This is a genomic window from Actinomadura citrea (assembly GCF_013409045.1).
Taxonomy (GTDB): domain Bacteria; phylum Actinomycetota; class Actinomycetes; order Streptosporangiales; family Streptosporangiaceae; genus Spirillospora; species Spirillospora citrea.
Window position 1 is genome coordinate 7,918,795 of record NZ_JACCBT010000001.1, and the last position, 17,773, is coordinate 7,936,567.

General features: G+C 74.0%; 15 protein-coding genes. 5 read left to right on the forward strand and 10 right to left on the reverse strand.

Translation table 11 applies throughout. The annotated features are described in order from the left end of the window. Window positions 1–90: 90 nt before the first annotated feature. Window positions 91–1,674, reverse strand: a complete 1,584-nt coding sequence (locus BJ999_RS36240) for a serine/threonine-protein kinase (RefSeq protein WP_179837430.1) — start codon at window positions 1,672–1,674, stop codon at window positions 91–93. 318 nt (window positions 1,675–1,992) lie between these two features. Between BJ999_RS36240 and BJ999_RS36245 the strand changes: the two genes are divergently transcribed. After that, window positions 1,993–2,586, forward strand: coding sequence for a hypothetical protein (locus BJ999_RS36245; RefSeq protein ID WP_179837431.1), 594 nt, complete (start codon window positions 1,993–1,995; stop codon window positions 2,584–2,586). Here BJ999_RS36245 and BJ999_RS36250 read toward each other — a convergent pair. From BJ999_RS36250 to BJ999_RS36275, 6 genes are all read right to left on the reverse strand, one after another. After that, a complete protein-coding gene (locus BJ999_RS36250) occupies window positions 2,576–4,531 on the reverse strand; it encodes an acetoacetate--CoA ligase (RefSeq protein WP_179837432.1) in 1,956 nt (651 codons plus the stop codon). The genes BJ999_RS36245 and BJ999_RS36250 overlap by 11 nt on opposite strands. Before the next feature lie 280 nt (window positions 4,532–4,811). After that, a complete protein-coding gene (locus BJ999_RS36255; protein ID WP_179837433.1) occupies window positions 4,812–5,126 on the reverse strand; it encodes a hypothetical protein in 315 nt (104 codons plus the stop codon). 103 nt (window positions 5,127–5,229) lie between these two features. Next, window positions 5,230–5,940, reverse strand: coding sequence for an HAD family hydrolase (locus BJ999_RS36260; protein WP_179837434.1), 711 nt, complete (start codon window positions 5,938–5,940; stop codon window positions 5,230–5,232). 151 nt (window positions 5,941–6,091) lie between these two features. Continuing rightward, window positions 6,092–7,720 carry an L-glutamate gamma-semialdehyde dehydrogenase gene (pruA, locus tag BJ999_RS36265; RefSeq protein WP_179837435.1) on the reverse strand — a complete coding sequence of 543 codons (1,629 nt, stop codon included), beginning with the start codon at window positions 7,718–7,720 and terminating at the stop codon, window positions 6,092–6,094. Between the two features lie 66 nt (window positions 7,721–7,786). Further along, window positions 7,787–8,296 (reverse strand): DUF6912 family protein, encoded by a 510-nt coding sequence (locus BJ999_RS36270; RefSeq protein ID WP_179839045.1) that lies wholly within the window; start codon window positions 8,294–8,296, stop codon window positions 7,787–7,789. A 25-nt stretch (window positions 8,297–8,321) separates the two neighbouring features. Then, the gene (locus tag BJ999_RS36275) at window positions 8,322–8,957 is read right to left on the reverse strand and encodes an HAD family hydrolase (protein ID WP_229809996.1); all 636 of its coding nucleotides are present in this window, start codon (window positions 8,955–8,957) and stop codon (window positions 8,322–8,324) included. 61 nt (window positions 8,958–9,018) lie between these two features. Between BJ999_RS36275 and BJ999_RS36280 the strand changes: the two genes are divergently transcribed. After that, complete coding sequence (locus BJ999_RS36280; protein WP_179837437.1) at window positions 9,019–10,215, forward strand: acyl-CoA dehydrogenase family protein; 1,197 nt, start codon at window positions 9,019–9,021, stop codon at window positions 10,213–10,215. A 235-nt stretch (window positions 10,216–10,450) separates the two neighbouring features. On the opposite strand, the gene BJ999_RS36285 is transcribed toward BJ999_RS36280, so the two are convergent. Together BJ999_RS36285 and BJ999_RS36290 are read right to left on the reverse strand one after the other, a co-directional pair. Further along, the gene (locus tag BJ999_RS36285) at window positions 10,451–11,347 is read right to left on the reverse strand and encodes an N-acetylmuramic acid 6-phosphate etherase (protein WP_179837438.1); all 897 of its coding nucleotides are present in this window, start codon (window positions 11,345–11,347) and stop codon (window positions 10,451–10,453) included. Then, entirely contained in the window at window positions 11,344–12,324 is a 981-nt protein-coding gene (locus BJ999_RS36290; RefSeq protein ID WP_229809997.1) for a MurR/RpiR family transcriptional regulator, read from the reverse strand. Before BJ999_RS36290 ends, BJ999_RS36285 begins: the two co-directional genes overlap by 4 nt. A gap of 61 nt (window positions 12,325–12,385) precedes the next feature. Here BJ999_RS36290 and BJ999_RS36295 point away from each other — a divergent pair, with 61 nt between their 5' ends. The 3 genes from BJ999_RS36295 to BJ999_RS36305 all read left to right on the forward strand — a co-directional run bounded on the left by BJ999_RS36295 (window position 12,386) and on the right by BJ999_RS36305 (window position 16,084). Then, complete coding sequence (locus BJ999_RS36295; RefSeq protein WP_229809998.1) at window positions 12,386–13,585, forward strand: N-acetylglucosamine kinase; 1,200 nt, start codon at window positions 12,386–12,388, stop codon at window positions 13,583–13,585. 289 nt (window positions 13,586–13,874) lie between these two features. Continuing rightward, entirely contained in the window at window positions 13,875–15,518 is a 1,644-nt protein-coding gene (locus BJ999_RS36300) for a glycoside hydrolase family 3 protein (protein WP_179837439.1), read from the forward strand. Between the two features lie 71 nt (window positions 15,519–15,589). Beyond that, the gene (locus BJ999_RS36305; protein ID WP_179837440.1) at window positions 15,590–16,084 is read left to right on the forward strand and encodes a hypothetical protein; all 495 of its coding nucleotides are present in this window, start codon (window positions 15,590–15,592) and stop codon (window positions 16,082–16,084) included. Window positions 16,085–16,091: 7 nt separating this feature from the next. Here BJ999_RS36305 and ptsP read toward each other — a convergent pair whose 3' ends face one another. Further along, the gene (gene ptsP / locus BJ999_RS36310; RefSeq protein ID WP_218936337.1) at window positions 16,092–17,762 is read right to left on the reverse strand and encodes a phosphoenolpyruvate--protein phosphotransferase; all 1,671 of its coding nucleotides are present in this window, start codon (window positions 17,760–17,762) and stop codon (window positions 16,092–16,094) included. Between the last annotated feature and the right edge of the window lie 11 nt (window positions 17,763–17,773).

The following is a 17,773-nucleotide window of genomic DNA, read 5'->3' on the forward strand; positions in this document are numbered from 1 at the left end:
GTCGCGTGGATGGCCGACGTGGCCTACCCCACCCTGCCAGGGCGCCCGGGGCGGCCCGGGGTGATCATGAAAATCGGTGCTGCCGGGGTGTCAGCCCGCGGCCTGCCCGCCGGTGCCCGTCCCGGTGCCGGTACCGCCGTCTCCAGGGTCGGTCGGCGGGTCGGACGGCGGGTCGGACGGCGGGTCGCTGGGGCCGGTGGACGGTTCGCCCGGACCGGTGGGGGTGTCGCTCGGCACCGGGCCGGTCGGCGAGTCGGACGGGGTCGGGGACCCGGTCGGCGTGGGGCTGCCGGTCGGTGTGGGGCTGCCGGTGGGCGTCGGCTCGTAGGACGTCGGCGGCTCCTCCTCCACGGGCCGGCGGCTCGTCGGCGCCGCGGTGGTGGGCACGACGTCGGTCGAGGCGGGCGGCGCGCTCGGGTCGCTGACCTTGCGGCCCGCCTTGCCGCTGTCGCCGGAGCCGAGCAGCAGGACGGAGGAGACCACGATGACCGCGACGACCAGGGCGGCGGCCCCGGCGAGCACGGCGGAGCGTCCCGAGCCGGCGAGCGAGCGCCGCAGACCGCCGCCCTTCTCTCCGGCGCCGGGCAGGGTTTCGTCGGCGGCCCATGCGCCGGGCGTGCCCAGCGGGCCGGCCTCGTACGCGTCCGGGACGGCGGCGGCCTCGGCCGGGGCGGCGAAGGAGGCGTCGTCGAAGGAGGGGTCGTCGAAGATCGGGCTCTCGGCGGGGAGGGAGTCGTCGGCGAACGCGGCGGCGGGCTCGAACGCCTCGTCCTCGTCGCCGCCCTCGGCCGCGAGGACGGACCCGGCGGCCAGCATCGCGGTCTCGTCGGTGTCGCCGGACGGGCGGGCGGCCGGGCGCACCGCGGCCTCCTCGTGCCCGAGCAGCCGCATCAGCACCTGCCGGGCGCCCGGACGGTGGGACGGGTCCTTCTCCAGGCAGTCGAGCACCAGGTCGCGCAGCGGCCCGTCGAGGTCGCCGAGCTCCGGCTCCTCGTGCAGGATCCGGTTGATCACGGCGGGGATGGTGTCCTGCCCGAAGGGCGGCTCCCCGGTCGCGGCGAACGCCAGCGTCGCCGCCCAGCAGAAGACGTCCGCGGGCGTCCCGACCTCGTCGCCGCTGATCTGCTCGGGCGCCATGTAGGACGGGGTGCCGATCACCCGGCTGGTCAGGGTGGTGCCGCCGCTGAGCGCGCGGGCGACGCCGAAGTCGATGACGCGCGGGCCGTCCGGGCCGATCAGCACGTTGTGCGGCTTGAAGTCGCGGTGCACGATGTCGGCCTGGTGGATGGCGGCGAGGGCCGTGGCGGTGCCGACGGCGAGCCGGTCGAGCGCGGCGCCGGCGAGCGGGCCGTCCTCCAGCACCTGCTGGTTCAGCGACGGGCCCGGCACGTACTCGCTGACGATGTAGGGCCGGTCGCCGGTCGCGTCGGCGTCGATCACCTGCGCCGTGCAGAACGGCGCCACCTGCTTGGCGACCTCCAGCTCGCGCAGGAAGCGGGCGAGCGCCTTGTCGTCGGACGCCAGCTCGGCGTGCAGCAGCTTGATCGCGACCTGCCGGCCGTCCTCGGCCACGCCGAGGAACACCGTGCCCTGGCCGCCCTCGCCCACCCGGCCGATCAGGGCGTAGGTCCCCAGCCGGTCCGGGTCTCCGGACCGCAGCGCCCCAACCTCCATGCGTGGAACCGTCCCTCTCCTTGATCGGCGAATCGAGCGGGCCCCGACCCGGATCACCCCTCCGACTGTGAGACGCGCGAGACCGGAGCCAAGTTCACCCGATCCCGCGACCATTCGGAGCGATATGGACGATCATCTCCGCGGGCCGGCTTTGGGTCGTAGACCACCCTAATGGCGTTACTTCCCCCAGCGCCGGGGGCGCGCCCGCTGTCACTACGGAAGTGGTGTTCCCCAGTGGACAGGGGCACCGCCAAGCAGTGTCGCCGCCGGAGCGGGGGCGTACAAGCGGAACGCTGCCACACACGGGACACTGAGCCCATGGCGACACTCGACGGCCGCCGCGTTCGCACGCGCGCCGAACTCATGGACGACCACGGGCTCGGCCGCAGCACCCTGGAGAAGTGGTACCGCGAGCGCGCCGCCAACGGCCACCCCGAGCCGGTGGGGACGGTCGGCTCCCAGCTCGCGTGGGACGCCGCCGAGTGGGACCGCTGGTACGCGGCGCGCCGGAGCCGGGGCGTCCCGCCCGGCCTCGCCACCCGCGACGAGCTGGCGGAACGCCACGACCTCAGCCGCCACCGCCTCAAGCAGCTCTGGGCGGACCGCGCGTCCAACGGCCACCCCGACGTCGCGCACCGCGCCGGCAAGGCCCTGTACTGGGACGAGGCCGCCTGGACGGCCTGGTATCGCGCCCTGGAGGAGCGCCCCGCCGAGGAGGGGCCGGACGATCTGGTCACCCTGGCGGAGGCCGCCCGCATCCTCGGCCTGGCGCAGACGAGCGTCACCGTCTACGCCAGGCGCCCGCCCGCGGGCTGGCCGGAGCCCGCCCGGGTGGAGCCGCTGGGAGGAGGCCGCGTGCGGCGGCTGTACCGCCGCCGCGACGTCCTCGCCTACGCCGCGGCTAGGGGGTGAAGTGGGTGAGCACCTCGGGATTGGCCATGGAGTCGCGGTTGGCGGCCTGGTCGACCGGGGTGCCCTGGAGGATCTTGCGGACGGGGACCTCCAGCTTCTTGCCGGACAGCGTGCGCGGGATGCCGGGCACGGCGGTGATCTCGTCCGGGACGTGCCGGGGCGACAGCGCGGCCCGGATCCGCCTGCGCAGGTCCGCAGCCAGCTCGTCGGTGAGCGACGCGCCCTCCGCGAGTTGGACGTACAGGAGCAGCCGGCCCTCCTGGCCGAGCCGCCCGGTGTCGATGACGAGGCTGTCGCTGATCTCCTCGAACGCCTCGACGACGCGGTAGAAGTCGGAGGTGCCCATGCGGACGCCGCCGCGGTTGAGGGTGGAGTCGGACCGGCCGTAGATCACGCACCCGCCGTCCGGCAGGACCTTGATCCAGTCACCGTGCCGCCACACGCCCGGGTACATGTCGAAGTAGGAGTCGCGGTAGCGCCCGCTGCCCTCGTCCTTCCAGAAGAAGACGGGCATGGACGGCATGGGCTCGGTGATGACCAGCTCCCCCACCTCGTCGATCACCGGCTTGCCGTCCTCGCCGAACGCCTCCACCTTGGCGCCGAGGCCGCGGCACTGGATGACGCCGGCGCGCAGCGGCAGGAGCGGCGAGGGGCCGACGAAGCCGGTGCACAGGTCGGTTCCGCCGGAGAACGAGCCGAGCAGCAGGTCGCGGCCGACCGCCTCGTACACCCAGGCGAAGCCCTCGGGCGGGAGCGGCGAGCCGGTGGAGCCGATGCCGCGCAGGCCGGACAGGTCGAACTCCTCGCCGGGGCGGCGCCCCTCCTTCGCCGAGGCGGAGATGTAGGGCGCCCCGACCCCCATGTAGGTGACGCCGTTCTCGGCGGCGAGCGACCACAGGTCGAGGGGGGCGCCGTCGTACATGACGATGGTGGACCCCACCAGCAGGCCGCCGACGAGGTAGTTCCACATCATCCAGCCGGTGGTGGTGTACCAGAAGAACACGTCCTCAGGGCCGAGGTCCTGGTGGAAGGACAGCGCCTTGAGGTGCTCCAGGACCACGCCGCCGTGACCGTGGACGAGCGGCTTCGGCAACCCGGTCGTCCCGGACGAGTACACGACCCACAGCGGATGGTCGAACGGGACGTCCTCGAACTCCAGGGTGTCGTGGCCCGGGCGGGGCAGGGCGCCGTAGTGCATGCCGACGCGCAGGCCCTCCGGCGTCGCGGCCGGGTCCAGGTACGGGACGAGCACGGTGGCGGCGAGGGTCGGCAGCGCGGCCTCGATCTCCGCGACGACCCCGCGGCGGTCGAAGCTCTTGCCGTTGTAGGCGTAGCCGTCCACGGCGATCAGGACCTTCGGCTCGATCTGCGCGAACCGGTCGATCACCGAGGAGGACCCGAAGTCGGGGGAGCACGACGACCAGACCGCCCCCAGCGACGCCGTGGCCAGGAAGCAGATCAACGCCTCGGGGATGTTCGGGATGTAGGCGGCGACCCGGTCGCCCTTGCCCACGCCCAGCTCGGCCAGGCCCGCGCGCACCTCCGCGACGTGCATCGCCAGCTCCCGGTACGACAGCAGCCGGTGCCCGCCCGCCTCCGACCGGAAGACGACCGCCGTCTCCTCGGGCGTCTCCTGTGCCCGGCGCAGCGCGTTCGCCGCGTAGTTGAGGGTCGCGCCCGGGAACCACTTCAGCCCGTCGACCGGCATGGGTCCGCCCGTCCGGACGGGTCCGTCACCGCGCTCGCCGACGACCTCGAAGTACGACCAGATCGCGTCCCAGAACGCGTCGACCTCCGTGACCGACCACTGCCAGAGTTCGTCGTAGGACTCCTTGAGGACGCCCCGGTCCCCCAGCCAGTGGGCGAACCGCGTCACCCGCGCGTTCGCGACCACCTCCTCCGACGGCTCCCACAGCGCCGAACCCTCGGATACCTCCCGGGCCATCTCTCTCCCTCCCCGCCGCGCCACGCCGCGCGGCCATCCCAGCATCGGCCCCGCCCGGCACACCGCGCAACTTGCCCGGCACGCCCGCCGCCAAGCCCCGAAACCGGTCCTATCGCAGGTCAAAACCCGTCCTCGGACAACCCCGCGCCCCCACACAGAATCGGCGCCGGACATCCCCCGGCCCCACACCTCCGGAAGAACGGGCAGCGTGGAGAGGGCACACCCGCAGGCGCGGCGTTGTGTCGGGCCGCCGCGCCGAGGAAGCGCCCTGCCGGAAGGATCAGCCCCGCTGGGGCCGGCAGTCCTGGCCGTCGGCCCAGAGCGAACCCTCGGCCCAGCCGGTCCGGCAGTGGTAGGTGTTGTCGTTGCGGCGGTCGATGACGGTGAAGTCCGAGAGCGGCCCCCATCGGCCGGGGTTGCAGTTCCGGCCGAAGACCTGGGGATATCGCGACTCCACCTGCTCGCACACGAACATCTCTCCGGCGCGTTCCGCGGAGGCTCGGGCGGGATCGGCCGGGGGTGTGGTGAGGAGGAACGCCGCGGCGCCGAGGGCCGCGGCGAGGATGGCGGAGAGGGCGACGGCACGACACGGCACGATAATCACTCCTTGACGTCAAGTGATTACTCAAAGTTATCGACAGTGTGCGGGCGGCGCCGCCTTTCCAAGGTGACAACCTTGTCTCAGATGCGGGCTCGGCTCACATGCGGGTCAGGTCGGCGACCGCGCTCACCACGGCGTGCGTGTCCGCGAGCGTCGCCAGGACCCTGTCCGCGCCGGCCGCGCGGAGCTCGGCCTCGGTGGCGCTCCCCGTGGCGACGGCGATGATCGGCGAGCCGGCGATGTGCGCGGCCTGGACGTCGCGGGGCGAGTCGGCGACGTAGACGGTCGCGGACTCGGGGTAGCGGGCGCCGTGGCGCTCGCCGGCTCGGGCGCGGGCGACTTCCAGGAGGGCGGCCTTGCTGTAGACGCCGTTCTCGTAGCCGCCGGCCTCCAGGTCCAGGCGGGCGGCGAGACCGAGCTCGGTCACCTTCAGCACCGCGTTCGGCTGGAGCGATCCCGTCAGCACCGACTGGACGACGCCGGGCACGTGGGCGAGCGCCTCGACGGCCTCCCCGGCGCCGGCCAGGACGCGGCCGTGCGCGCGCAGGTCGGCGCGGCGGTTCGCGAACGCCTCGGCCAGCGCGTCGAAGAAGGCGGGGAGGTGGTCGTCGGTGGTGACGACGTCGTTGAACGCGAGGGTCTCGAAGATGATCTCGGATTCGGTGCGGCCGGGGGTGGGCGGCAGGCGCACGAGCGGACGCCCGATGGTCCGCTGGAACGCCTCGGCATAGGCGTCCCGAGTGATCCGTCCGACGTCGACCAGGGTGTGGTCGATGTTCCACAGCACGAGACGGTTCAGCGTCGACATCCCGTTCCCATGACGGCTCCAGGGGGTGTGCTCGGGCGCCGTCCACCGGACGGCGAGGCGAGCCTATCGTCAAGCCTCCCACCCCTTCGACCGATGGTGAAGGGTGCCCGGGGATCTGGCGGTCGGCCCCCGGAACGACCCGGCCGGGGCCTCAGCCCATGTGCGGGTAGCGGTGGTCGGTCGGCGGGACGAAGGTCTCCTTGATGGAGCGGGCGCTCGTCCAGCGGGTGAGGTTGAAGATCGAACCGGCCTTGTCGTTGGTGCCGGACGCGCGGGCGCCGCCGAACGGCTGCTGGCCGACGATCGAGCCGGTCGGCTTGTCGTTGATGTAGAAGTTCCCGGCGGCGAAGCGGAGCCGCTCGGTGGCCTCGGCGATGGCGGCGCGGTCGTCGGCGACGACCGCGCCGGTCAGGCCGTAGTCCGAGACGCCCTCCATCTGGGTGAGGACGCCGGCGTAGTCGGCGTCCTCGTAGACGTGGACGCCGAGGATCGGGCCGAAGTACTCGGTGGTGAAGATCTCGTCGGTCGGGTCGGGCGACTCCAGGACCGTGGGGCGGACGAAGTAGCCGCGCGAGTCGTCCAGCTCGCCGCCGGCGAGGATGCGCACGCCGTCGGTCCCGCGGGCGCGGTCGATGGCGCGGCGGTGCTTGGCGAAGGCCCGGTCGTCGATCACGGCGCCCATGAAGGCCGACAGATCCTCGGCGACGTCGCCCATGGTGAGGGCGTCCACTTCGGCGCAGAAATCGTCGCGCATGGCGGTCCAGAGGGAGCGCGGGATGTAGGCGCGGGACGCGGCGGAGCACTTCTGGCCCTGGTACTCGAAGGCCCCGCGGACGAGCGCCGTCTTCAGGACGGCCGGGTCGGCGGACGGGTGGGCGACGACGAAGTCCTTGCCGCCGGTCTCGCCGACGATGCGCGGGTAGCCTCGGTAGGCGGAGATGTTCTCGCCGATCGTCCGCCAGAGGTTCTGGAACGTGGCGGCCGAGCCGGTGAAGTGCAGGCCGGCGAGCTCGGGGTGGCGCAGGGCCACCGCGGAGACGGCGCGGCCGTTGCCGGTGACCATGTTGATCACGCCGGGCGGGAGGCCGGCGGCCTCCAGCAGGCGCATCGTGTGGTGGGCGGCGAGCTGCTGCGTCGGGGACGGCTTCCACACCACGACGTTGCCCATCAGGGCGGGCGAGGTCGGCAGGTTCCCGGCGATCGCGGTGAAGTTGAACGGGGTGATGGCGAGGACGAAGCCCTCCAGCGGCCGGTACTCCAGCCTGTTCCACACCCCCGGCGGCGACAGCGGCTGCTGCTCGTGGATCTGCTGCGCGTACCGGGCGTTGAACCGCCAGAAGTCGATCAGCTCGCAGGCGGCGTCGATCTCGGCCTGCTGCACCGACTTGGACTGGCCGAGGATCGTGGCGGCGTTCACCGTGGACCGCCACGGCCCGGCGAGCAGCTCGGCGGCGCGCAGGAAGATCGCGGCGCGGTCGTCGAAGGACATGGCCCGCCAGGCGGGCGCCGCCTCCCGCGCCGCGGCGACGGCCTCGGTCACGTCCGCCTCGGTCGCCTCGCCCATCCGGCCGAGCACGTGCCCGTGGTCGTGCGGCTCCACGACGTCGACGGGCGTGCCCGCGCCCATGCGCCGCTCGCCCCCGATCGCCATGGTCAGCTCGGTCTGCGCGCCGCCCAGCTCCTTGATCCTGGCTTCCAGCGCGGCCCGCTCGGCGCTTCCCGGCGCGTACGTCCTGGCCGGTTCGTTCACTGGAACCGGCACGGCGGTGACGGCGTCCATCTGACGTCTCCCTGCGATCCGACGGCATTGTCGACGTGCCGAGGGACCTACCCCGCGCCCGGACCGCTAGTCGAGGAGGTGGACGAGTTCCTGGGTGGCGTACCAGAGGAGCTCGTGGCCCTCGGCACCGTCCACGGTGAAGCGGGCGTCCTCGTCTCCGGCGTCGGCGGCGGCGAGGGCCTGCGCGGCGGCGGCGACGTCGGGGGCGGCGTCGGGGTCGTCGACGTGGCCGGAGGCGATCCGCTTCCACGGGACGGGGGTCGCGATCTGGACGAGGGCGCGGTCGCCGTTGCCGAGGGCGATGTCGCCGCGCGCCCAGGAGACCTGGTCGTCGGGGACCTCGGCGGCCAGCACGACCCGGCGGCGCGGGACGGACGGGTCGGCGGCGAGCAGGCGCAGCGAGGCGCGGGCGGCGGCGGACATCGCCGCGTACTCCAGCTCCTCCTGGTCGCCGCCCGCGTACCACTCGCGCAGGGCGGGCGTGACGGCGTGGGCGGCGAGCGGCGCGGGAGCGATCTCGCGGGCGGCGTGGACGCCGGCGAGCAGCGTGAGCGTGGACGGCAGGTAGACGCGCATGACGGTCAGCAAGTCTGCCAGACGGTCAGGGCAGCAGGTCCATCCCGCGCAGTTCGGCGATCGTGGCGTCGGGGGCGGTGTGCAGGATGCCGCGGATTCCGAGGGCCTGCGCGGCGCGGACGTTGTGCTCGATGTCGTCGATGAAGACGCACTCGGCGGCGGCCAGGCCGAGCAGGTCCAGGGCGTGCCGGAAGATCCGCTCGTCGGGCTTGCGCATCCCGACCTCGCAGGAGATGACGATCGCGTCGAAGAGCTCGGCGAACAGGTCGTGGGGGTACTCGTTGCCCCAGGAGTTCGACAGCAGGGCGGTGCGGGCGCCCCCGGCGCGGACCGCGCGCAGCGCCTCGTACATCGGCTCGACCGGGGCGAACGCGCCGAACATCCGGGCGATGAGCCCGGCGGCCTCCACGGGGGCGCCGTCGACGGTGAGCAGCTCGGCCGCGAGGAGCCGCTCGAACTCGGAGGTGGGCAGGGTGCCGTCCTCCAGGCCGTGGATGGGATTCGTCCCGGCCCCGTCGTAGGCCTGCTTCACCCAGGCGCGCATGACGGTCTTGTAGCGCTCGACGTCGATGCGGTCGGCGGTGAGCCAGACCTCGACGGCCTCGGCGAGGGGGGAGGTGAGGACGCCGCCCCAGTCGGTGATCACAGCTTTGACGCTCACGGGGCGATGGTAGGCGATCCCCGGCGATTCGACCGAATCCCGTTCTGCCAGAATGCGGGCCATGGACTTCGAACTCAGCCCGAAGGCACGCGACCACCGGGACCGGCTCCAGGAGTTCATGGAGGCGCGCGTCTACCCGGCCGAGCCCGTCTACGCCGCCTGGCGGGCGGAGAACGACCCGCACGCGCTGCCGCCGGTCGTCGGGGAACTGAAGGCCGAGGCGCGCGAGCGGGGGCTGTGGAACCTGTTCCTGCCGGACGTGTCCGGGCTGTCCAACCTGGAGTACGCGACGCTCGCCGAGCTGACCGGAAGGTCGCCCGACCTCGCCCCGGAGGCGGTCAACTGCGCGGCGCCCGACACGGGGAACATGGAAGTCCTGCACATGTTCGGCACGGACGAGCAGAAGGAGCGCTGGCTCAGGCCCCTGCTGGACGGCGAGATCCGCAGCGCGTTCGCGATGACCGAGCCCGAGGTCGCCTCCTCCGACGCCACCAACATCACCACCTCGATCGTCCGGGACGGCGACGAGTACGTGGTCAACGGCCGCAAGTGGTTCATCACCGGCGCCGCCGACGAGCGCTGCAAGATCTTCATCGTGATGGGCAAGACCGATCCCGGCGCGCCGCCGCACCGGCAGCAGTCGCAGGTGCTCGTGCCGCGCGACACCCCGGGCGTGACGGTCGTCCGGCACCTGCCCGTGTTCGGCTACCAGGACCAGCACGGACACTCGGAGATCCTCTTCGAGGACGTCCGGGTGCCGGCGTCGAACCTGGTCGCGGCCGAGGGCGACGGGTTCATGATCGCGCAGGCGCGGCTCGGGCCCGGCCGCATCCACCACTGCATGCGGGCGCTCGGCATGGCGGAGCGGGCGCTGGAGCTGATGTGCCGGCGCGCCCTGTCCCGCGAGGCCTTCGGCGGGCCGCTGGCCCGGCAGGGGGTCGTCCGGGAGCAGATCGCCGAGTCGCGGATGGCGATCGAGCAGGCACGGCTGCTGACCCTCAAGACCGCCTGGCTGATCGACCGGCACGGCGCGAAGGGCGCGCGGACGGAGATCGCCGCGATCAAGGTGGTCGTGCCGCGCATCGCCCACGAGGTGCTCGACCGCGCGATCCAGGTGCACGGCGCCGCCGGCGTCTCCGACGACACCCCGCTCGCGGCGATGTACTCGTGGGTCCGCGCGATGCGCATCTTCGACGGCCCCGACGAGGTCCACGTCCGCACCGTGGCCCGCCAGGAACTCCGCCGCCACGAGAACTGATTTATTGCATTTCTCTCCTCCTTCGGGCCTAGCGGCCCTCCATCGTCGATAAACGCGGGCGATCGCTGGCATCGCTCCGGCTCGCCTGGCGGCTCGCTGCGCGATCAGATTCTTGCTTCGCTCGAATCTGCCTTCGGACGCGATCGCGGCCACTCAGGTTGTTGCGGGGTTGCTGTGGTGGCTGGTGTTGTCGGGATCGCGGGCTGAGGTGAGGGGCAACGGTTCCCTTGCAGTGCTAGGCGGATCTGAGGCGTTGCAGCGCCTCGCGGACGCCGCCGTCCGTTTCCTCCAGCACCATCGTCGCGCGTGCCGCGGGGACCTCGCCGAGGAGCGAGACCAGGGCGACGCGGGTGTTGCCACCCGCCTCGGACAGCGCGTTCTCGCAGGTGCGGGCATCCATCCCGGTCGCCTCGGTGAGGATGCGCACCAGCCGGGCGCGCAGCTTGGAGTTCAGCGCGTTCACGCTGACCATCAGGTTGGAGTAGGTGCGCCCCATCCTGATCATCAGGGTGGTGGAGAAGGAGTTGAGCACCAGCTTGGTCGCGGTGCCGGCCTTCATCCGGGTGGAACCGCTGATCACCTCGGGCCCGGTGGCGAGCCCGATGTGCACCTCCACCTCGTCCCCGTACGGCGTGTGCGGGTTGCAGCTGATCAGGGCCGTGCGCGCCCCGACCGCGGCGGCGGCGCGCAGCGCCCCCACCACGTACGGGGTGCGGCCGCTCGCCGCGATGCCGACCGCGACGTCGCCCGGCCGGACGTCGAGGGCGTCCCGGCGGCCGAGCTCGACGTCGTCCTCCACGCCGGAGATGGCCTGCGACAGCGCGCCGGGCCCGCCGGCGTTGTGGGCCACGACCCGGCCCCAGATGCCGAACGTGGGGGGAAGCTCGGCCGCGTCGAGCACCGCGAGCCGGCCGGACGTGCCGGCGCCGAAGTAGTGCACGCGGCCGCCCGCGCGCAGGGACTCCACCGCGAGGTCGACCAGCCGGGCGACCTCGGGCAGTACGGAGCCGACGACCGTCGGCACGGTCGCGTCCTCAGAGTTGATCAGGCGTAGCACCTCCATGGTCGGCAGCGTGTCGACGTCGAGGGTCCGAGGGTTCCGCCCCTCCGTGGGGAGCTCGCAATCGATCACCGACGCCTCCGGTCGGGTCGCACGGTCCGTCCGCGGACCGCCTCGTACGTGGCTTCGAGGGCCTTGCGGGTAGACCCGTAGGTGCGCTGCGCAACTCCGACGAAGAGGCAGTCCACCACTGTGAGCTGCGCCAGCCGGCTGGCGGTGGCGCCCGAGCGGAACGTCGTCTCCCGGGCGGCGGTCGTCAGGATCAGGTCCGCGACCTCCGCTATGGGGGACTTCGGGAAGTTGGTGAGCGCGACGGTCCTGGCGCCCCTGGTCTTGGCGACCTCCAGCGCGTCGATGGTCTCCACGGTCGCCCCGGTGTGCGAGATGCCGATCGCCACGTCGCCGGGGCTCAGGACGGCGGCGCTGGTCAACATGATGTGGGCGTCCGCCCAGGCGGAGCAGACCCGGCCGATGCGGTGCAGCTTCTGCTGGAAGTCGGCCGCGACGAACGCGCTCGCGCCGACGCCGTAGACGTCGACCCGATCGGCGGCCACGACCGCGTCCACGACCTGCTCCAGCATCTTGATGTCGAGCTGGGACGCGGTCTCCTCGACGGCGCGCGCGTCGGCGAAGGTGACCTTCTCCACGATCTGCTCCAGCGAGTCGTCGGGACTGATGTCGCTGCCGATGACCCGGCCGCCGCTGGCGCTCTGGGCCCGGCCCGCCTCGGTGGCGAGGGTCAGCCGCAGCTCTGGATAACCATGGAACCCGATCGCCCGGCAGAACCTGATGACCGTGGTCTCGGAGGTGCCGCAGTTCTGGGCGAGTTCGGTGATGGTCGAGTTGGCGACCCCTTCGGGGTCGTCGATGACGCGTTGAGCGACTCTTCGCTCGGCGGGGGGCAGCGAGGGCAGCAGCGAACGGACCCGCACCACCGTGCTCAGCGGCGTGGCGTCCCTGTCCCTGCCCGCCGCGTCGTCCCTTGGCGCAGCGGGCTCCCCCGTGTTCCCCCGCTCGGGGCCCCGGTCGGGGCCGATGGGTTTCCTCATGGAGGAAATTTTCTTACGCGCTGGATGTCACGTCAACGTTAGGAAAGGCTACGGTCGCCATGTGTTGACCCATTTGGCCGGTCCTTACGTGGTCGGTATCGACGCGGGTGGCACGAAGACCCGCTGCGTCGTGCTGACGCTCGGGGGAGCCCTGGCCGGTTCCGGCACCGGCCCAGGGGCCAACCCCAACTCAGGAGGCGACACCGCCGGGGCGCTGACCACCGCCCTGCGGGAGGCACTCGGGGACCTCGACCGTACCCACATCCTCACCGGCGTGTTCGGCATCGCCGGCGCCGGCTCGGCCGGCCGGCCCGCCGCGGTCGCGGCGGCCCGGCAGGCCTGGCAGGCCGTCGGGCTGCGCGGCTCGCCCGCGGTGGTGACCGACATCGCGGTGGCGTTCGCCGCGGGGACCAGCGAGCCCAAGGGCATCGTGGTGTTCTCCGGCACGGGCGCCGGCGCGGCGGTCATCAACGACGGCGCGATCGTGCAGCGCGCGGACGGCTACGGCTGGCTCGTCGGGGACGAGGGTTCGGCGGTATGGCTCGGGAAGGAGGCCGTCCGGGCCGCGCTCGCCGCCTACGACGGCCGCGGCTCCCCGACGCTGCTCACCGATTCGGTCCCCCGGGCGCTGCTCGGCCCCACGGTGGTCGCGCAGATCGACTCGGAACGGCGAAGACCCCGCCATCCAAGGGCGCTGGCCATGGCCGGCGCCCCTTCGCCGTCACCGGGCTCTCCTGCGCTGCCGCAGCCCGCCTCGCTGTCCGCCGGCGGGGGCTCCCCCGGCGGGCGCGCCACCGGAACCGCCGTCCTCGCCCACGGATCCGCCTACCCGCCGTCCGCCCGCTGCCCCGCGCCCGGCAACGGGCCGCCGGGCCATCCCGAGTCTCCCGGCACCCCGCCCAATCCCCGCCTCGCCCAGGCGATCATCAAGGAGGTGTACGGCCGTCCGCCCGCGGCCCTGGGCCGCCTCGGCCCGGTGGTCGCCGCCGCCGCGGCCGCCGGTGATCCCGTGGCCAGGCGCATCACCGACGAGGCCGCGCAGTGGCTGCTGGCCGACGTCGACGCGGTGCGCCCGGCCTTGTCCGACCCCTGCGCACCGGTCGTCATGCACGGCTCGGTGCTCCGTGAAGGCCCCGTCGCCGAGGCCGTCCGCTCCGGGCTGCGCGCCCGCTTCGCCGAAGCCCCGCGCAGCGCCGGCGACGGGGCCGTCGGCGCGGCCGGGATGGCGCTGCGCCGCCTCGGCCACCCCTTGCCGGGCTGAGCACCGCCCGCCGTACGGCGAAGGGCCCGCCCGGCCCCGGCCCGGCCGATCCGGCCCGGCCGCCGGTCCATCGCGATGGACCCCACATGATCCGCCACCGTTCGCGGTCCGGGGTCCATCGTGATCACCGTGTGACCCCCGGGACCGCAGAGCCGCCTGAGCCGTCCCTCCCGTCCGGGCCGTCCGGGTCGCTCTGGCCGCCGGAGTCGACAGCGGCGCGGGGAGCGGCTACGGTCGCGGGCGTCCGATGCGACCGAGTAACCGAGACCACGTCGGGGGGCCTGGTCAGGTGCGTGCTTCACGTTCACTCGCGCTCGCGGCGGCGGTGTCCGCGCTGGTCGCGGGGGCCGCGGGCTGCGGCGGCGGCGAGAGCGGCAAGGGCGGGCGGACGCCGTCCGCCGGGTCCGCCGCGCCCGGTGCGCCGCGCACGCCCGCGCCGGACGCCTGGATTCCCGGCCGGGTCGCGAAGATGAGCGTGGCCGAGAAGGTGGGGCAGCTGTTCGTCCCGACGTTCTCCAGCCGCGCCGACGCGCTCACGAAGATCAGGAAGTACCGCGTGGGCGGGCTGATCTACTTCCCCGGCAACATCGGCACCCCGGCGCGGACGGCCGCGCAGTCGAACGCGCTGCAGAAGGCCTCGAAGATCCCGCTGCTGCTCGGCGTGGACGAGGAGCAGGGCATCGTGTCGCGGACGCCGTTCGTCACCACGTTCCCCGGCAACATGGCGCTCGGCGCGACCCGCAGCCAGGCCGACGCCCGCGCCGCCGCCCGGGTCACCGGCGCCGAGCTGCGCGCGGTCGGCATCAACCTCGACTACGCGCCCGACGCCGACGTGAACGTGAACCCGCGCAACCCGGTGATCGGGCTGCGTTCCTTCGGGTCCGACCCGGCCCTGGCGTCCACGCTGGTGCGGGGCGCGATCGGCGGCTTCCAGGAGGCCGGGGTCGCCGCGGCGGCCAAGCACTTCCCCGGCCACGGCGACACCGCGACCGACAGCCACACCGGCCTGCCGGTGATCCAGCACTCGCCGCGGACGTGGGAGCGGCTGGACGCGCCCCCGTTCGAGGCGGCGATCGCGGGGGGCGTCGACCTCATCATGACCGCGCACATCGTCGTCCCGAAGCTCGACAGGTCGGGCGATCCGTCCACGCTGTCCAAGACGGTCCTGACCGGGCTGCTGCGCGGCAAGCTGGGCTATCAGGGCGTCGTCACCACCGACTCGCTGGAGATGGCCGGTGTCCGCGAGAAGTACGGCGACGCCGGCGTCCCGGTCCGGGCGATCAACGCGGGCGCCGACCAGCTGCTGATGCCACCCGATCTGCCGCGCGCCTACGACGCCGTGGTGAAGGCCGTCCGGACCGGGAAGATCACACAGCGGCGGCTGGACGAGTCGGTGACGCGGATCCTCAAGCTCAAGCAGCGCCGCGGCCTGTTCCAGGGGACCTCCGCCGATCCCGCCAAGGCCGCGGCGGCGGTCGGCACGCCCGCGAACAAGGCCGTCGCCCGGGGCGTCGCCGAGCATTCGGTCACCCTCGTCCGCAACGACGGCGGCCTGCTGCCGCTCAAGGGCAGGAAGGTCGCCGTGTCCGGTCCGGACAGCGGCCGGCTCCAGGCGGCCCTGCGCCGCCAGGGCGTCGCGGTCACGGCGCCCGGCTCGGCCGACGTCATGGTCCTGACCACGGTGAACGCGGGGGCGGCGACCGCGTCCCGGATCCGGGCGCTCGGCTCGAAGCCGGTGGTCGTCGCCGCGCTCGGCCGCCCCTACGACCTCGACTCGGCCGGCGGCGCGAAGGCCGCGCTCGCCACCTACTCCTCCAGCCGGGTCTCGGTGGAGGCGCTGGCCAGGGTGCTGAGCGGAGCGGTGAAGCCCACGGGCAGGCTGCCGGTGCCGGCGGGCGGGAAGCCCGCCGGGCACGGCATGGCCTACCGGTAGGGACCGCCGATGGACGCGAGGGCCGGTCTGCTGGGAAGATCGGGCCGCCTTCGTGCCCCCAGGAGGTCCCCGTGCGCGTCCGCCCGTCCCTCGCCGCCCTGACGCTGCTCCCGCTGCTGGCGGCCTGCGGCGGCGCGAACGAGGTCACGATGCCGCCGCTCACCCCCGAGCCCGGCGACTCCCGGCCCGCCGGGACCTCCGCCGACGCGGCGCCGCGGGAGACGCTCCCGGCGCGGCTCGCGCTCTACAAGTACCTGCGCGGGATGGCGGCGGGCAACGCCAGGGCGTGCGCGTACCTGGCGCCCGCCTACGAGCGGCGCGTGTTCGGCGGACCCGGCCGCTGCCCCTCGGGGCTCGGCCGGGCCCGCGCGAGGCTGCGTCCGCAGGACCTCGCGGCCCTGCGCGGCGTGACCGTCCCGACCTGCGAGGAGGGGCCGGGCGCCGGGGACTACACCGTCCGGTTCGAGCACCTGCGGTGGAAGGGCGCGCCCGCCCGTCCCGGCGGCCTGCTCGCCGCGAACTTCGTCCTGCGAGGGAACGGGAACCGCTGGCAGGTCGCGGGCTGACCGCGGGTCACAGCCCGAGGTCCGCCAGTCCGGGCAGGTGAGCGCGGGCCGCCTCCCTGGCCTGCCCGGCGGTGCGGGCGGCACGGGCCGCCGCGGCCGCCGCGCGGCACTCCTCCAGCGTGTGCCGCACGAGCGCGGCCCGCACCAGCGGGAGGGACGGCGCGCTCATCGACAGCGACGTCACGCCGAGGCCCACCAGCACGCACGCCAGCGCCGGGTCGCCGGCCGCCTCGCCGCACACCCCGCACGGGACGCCCGCGCCGGCCGCGGGGGCGACCAGGTCGAGGACGGCGGGCTGCCACGGGTCCTGGAGATGCGCGAGGCCGCCGACCTGCCGGTCCGCCGCGCACGCGTACTGGGTGAGGTCGTTGGTGCCGATGCTGAAGAACTCCACCTCGGGCGCCAGGTCGCGGGCGCGCAGCGCGGCGGCCGGCACCTCGATCATGACGCCGGGATGCTCGACGCCGGCCTCGCGGCACGCGGCCGCGAAGTAGGCGGCCTCCTCGGCATCGGTCACCATCGGCGCCATGACCTGCAGCTTGACGCTCAGCCCCGCGGCGGCGCGGGTCAGCGCGGCGAGCTGGGAGGCCAGCACGTCCGGGTGCCTGCGCATCATCCGCAGGCCCCGCTCGCCGAGCGCCGGGTTCGGCTCCTCGCCGGGGGCGGGCAGGAACGCCAGCGGCTTGTCGGCGCCGGCGTCGAGCGTCCGGACGACCACGCGGCCCTCCGGGAACGCCTCCAGCACCTTCCGGTACGCGTCCTCCTGCTCCTCGTCGGACGGCGGCGCCGCGCGGTCGAGGAACAGGAACTCCGTCCGGTACAGACCGACACCCTCGGCGCCGTTCGCCAGCGCGGCCTCCACGTCCTTGGGGCCGCCGACGTTCGCCAGCAGCGGGACGCGGTGCCCGTCCCTGGTCGCGCCCGGCCCGGTGGACTCCTCCAGCGCCGACGCGCGGGCGGCGGCAGCGGCCCGCGCGGCGGCGACCTCCGCCTCGGACGGGTCCGGGACCACCGTCCCCGCCGCACCGTCGACCAGGACGCGGGTCCCCTCGGCGAGCGAGGTGGCGCCGGGGAGCGCGACCACGGCGGGGACGCCCATCGTCCGGGCCAGGATCGCGGTGTGGCTGGTGGGGCCGCCCTCCTCCGTCACGAACGCCACGACCTGCGCCGGGTCGAGGACGGCCGTGTCCGCCGGGGCGAGGTCGCGGGCGACGAGCACGAACGGCTCGTCGGACTCCGGGACGCCCGGCACCGGCAGGCCGAGCAGCCGCGCGATCGCGCGGTCGCGGATGTCGTCGAGGTCGGTGACCCGCGCGGCCATGTACTCGCCGGCCCCGGCCAGCATCTCCCGGTAGACGCCGAACGCCTCGAACACGGCGCGGGCGGCCGAGGTCCCCTCGCCGACCCTGGCGCGGACGCCGTCGGCGAGGCCGGGGTCGCGGGCCATCAGCGCCTGCGCGTTCAGCACGTCGCGCCCGTCGGTGTTGCCGGCCGCGGCGGCGCGCTCCCCGCGCTCCTCCAGGTCGGCGGCGACGGCCTCCAGCGCCGCCAGGGCCGAGTCGCGCTCGGCGCCGGCGTCGCCGCCGTGCCGCGACCCGGCGGGCGGCTCCGGGACGGCCCCGGCGATCGTGCGCACCGGCCCGGCCCCGACGCCGGGGCTGACGCCCGCGCCCTGCATCACCTCGCCCA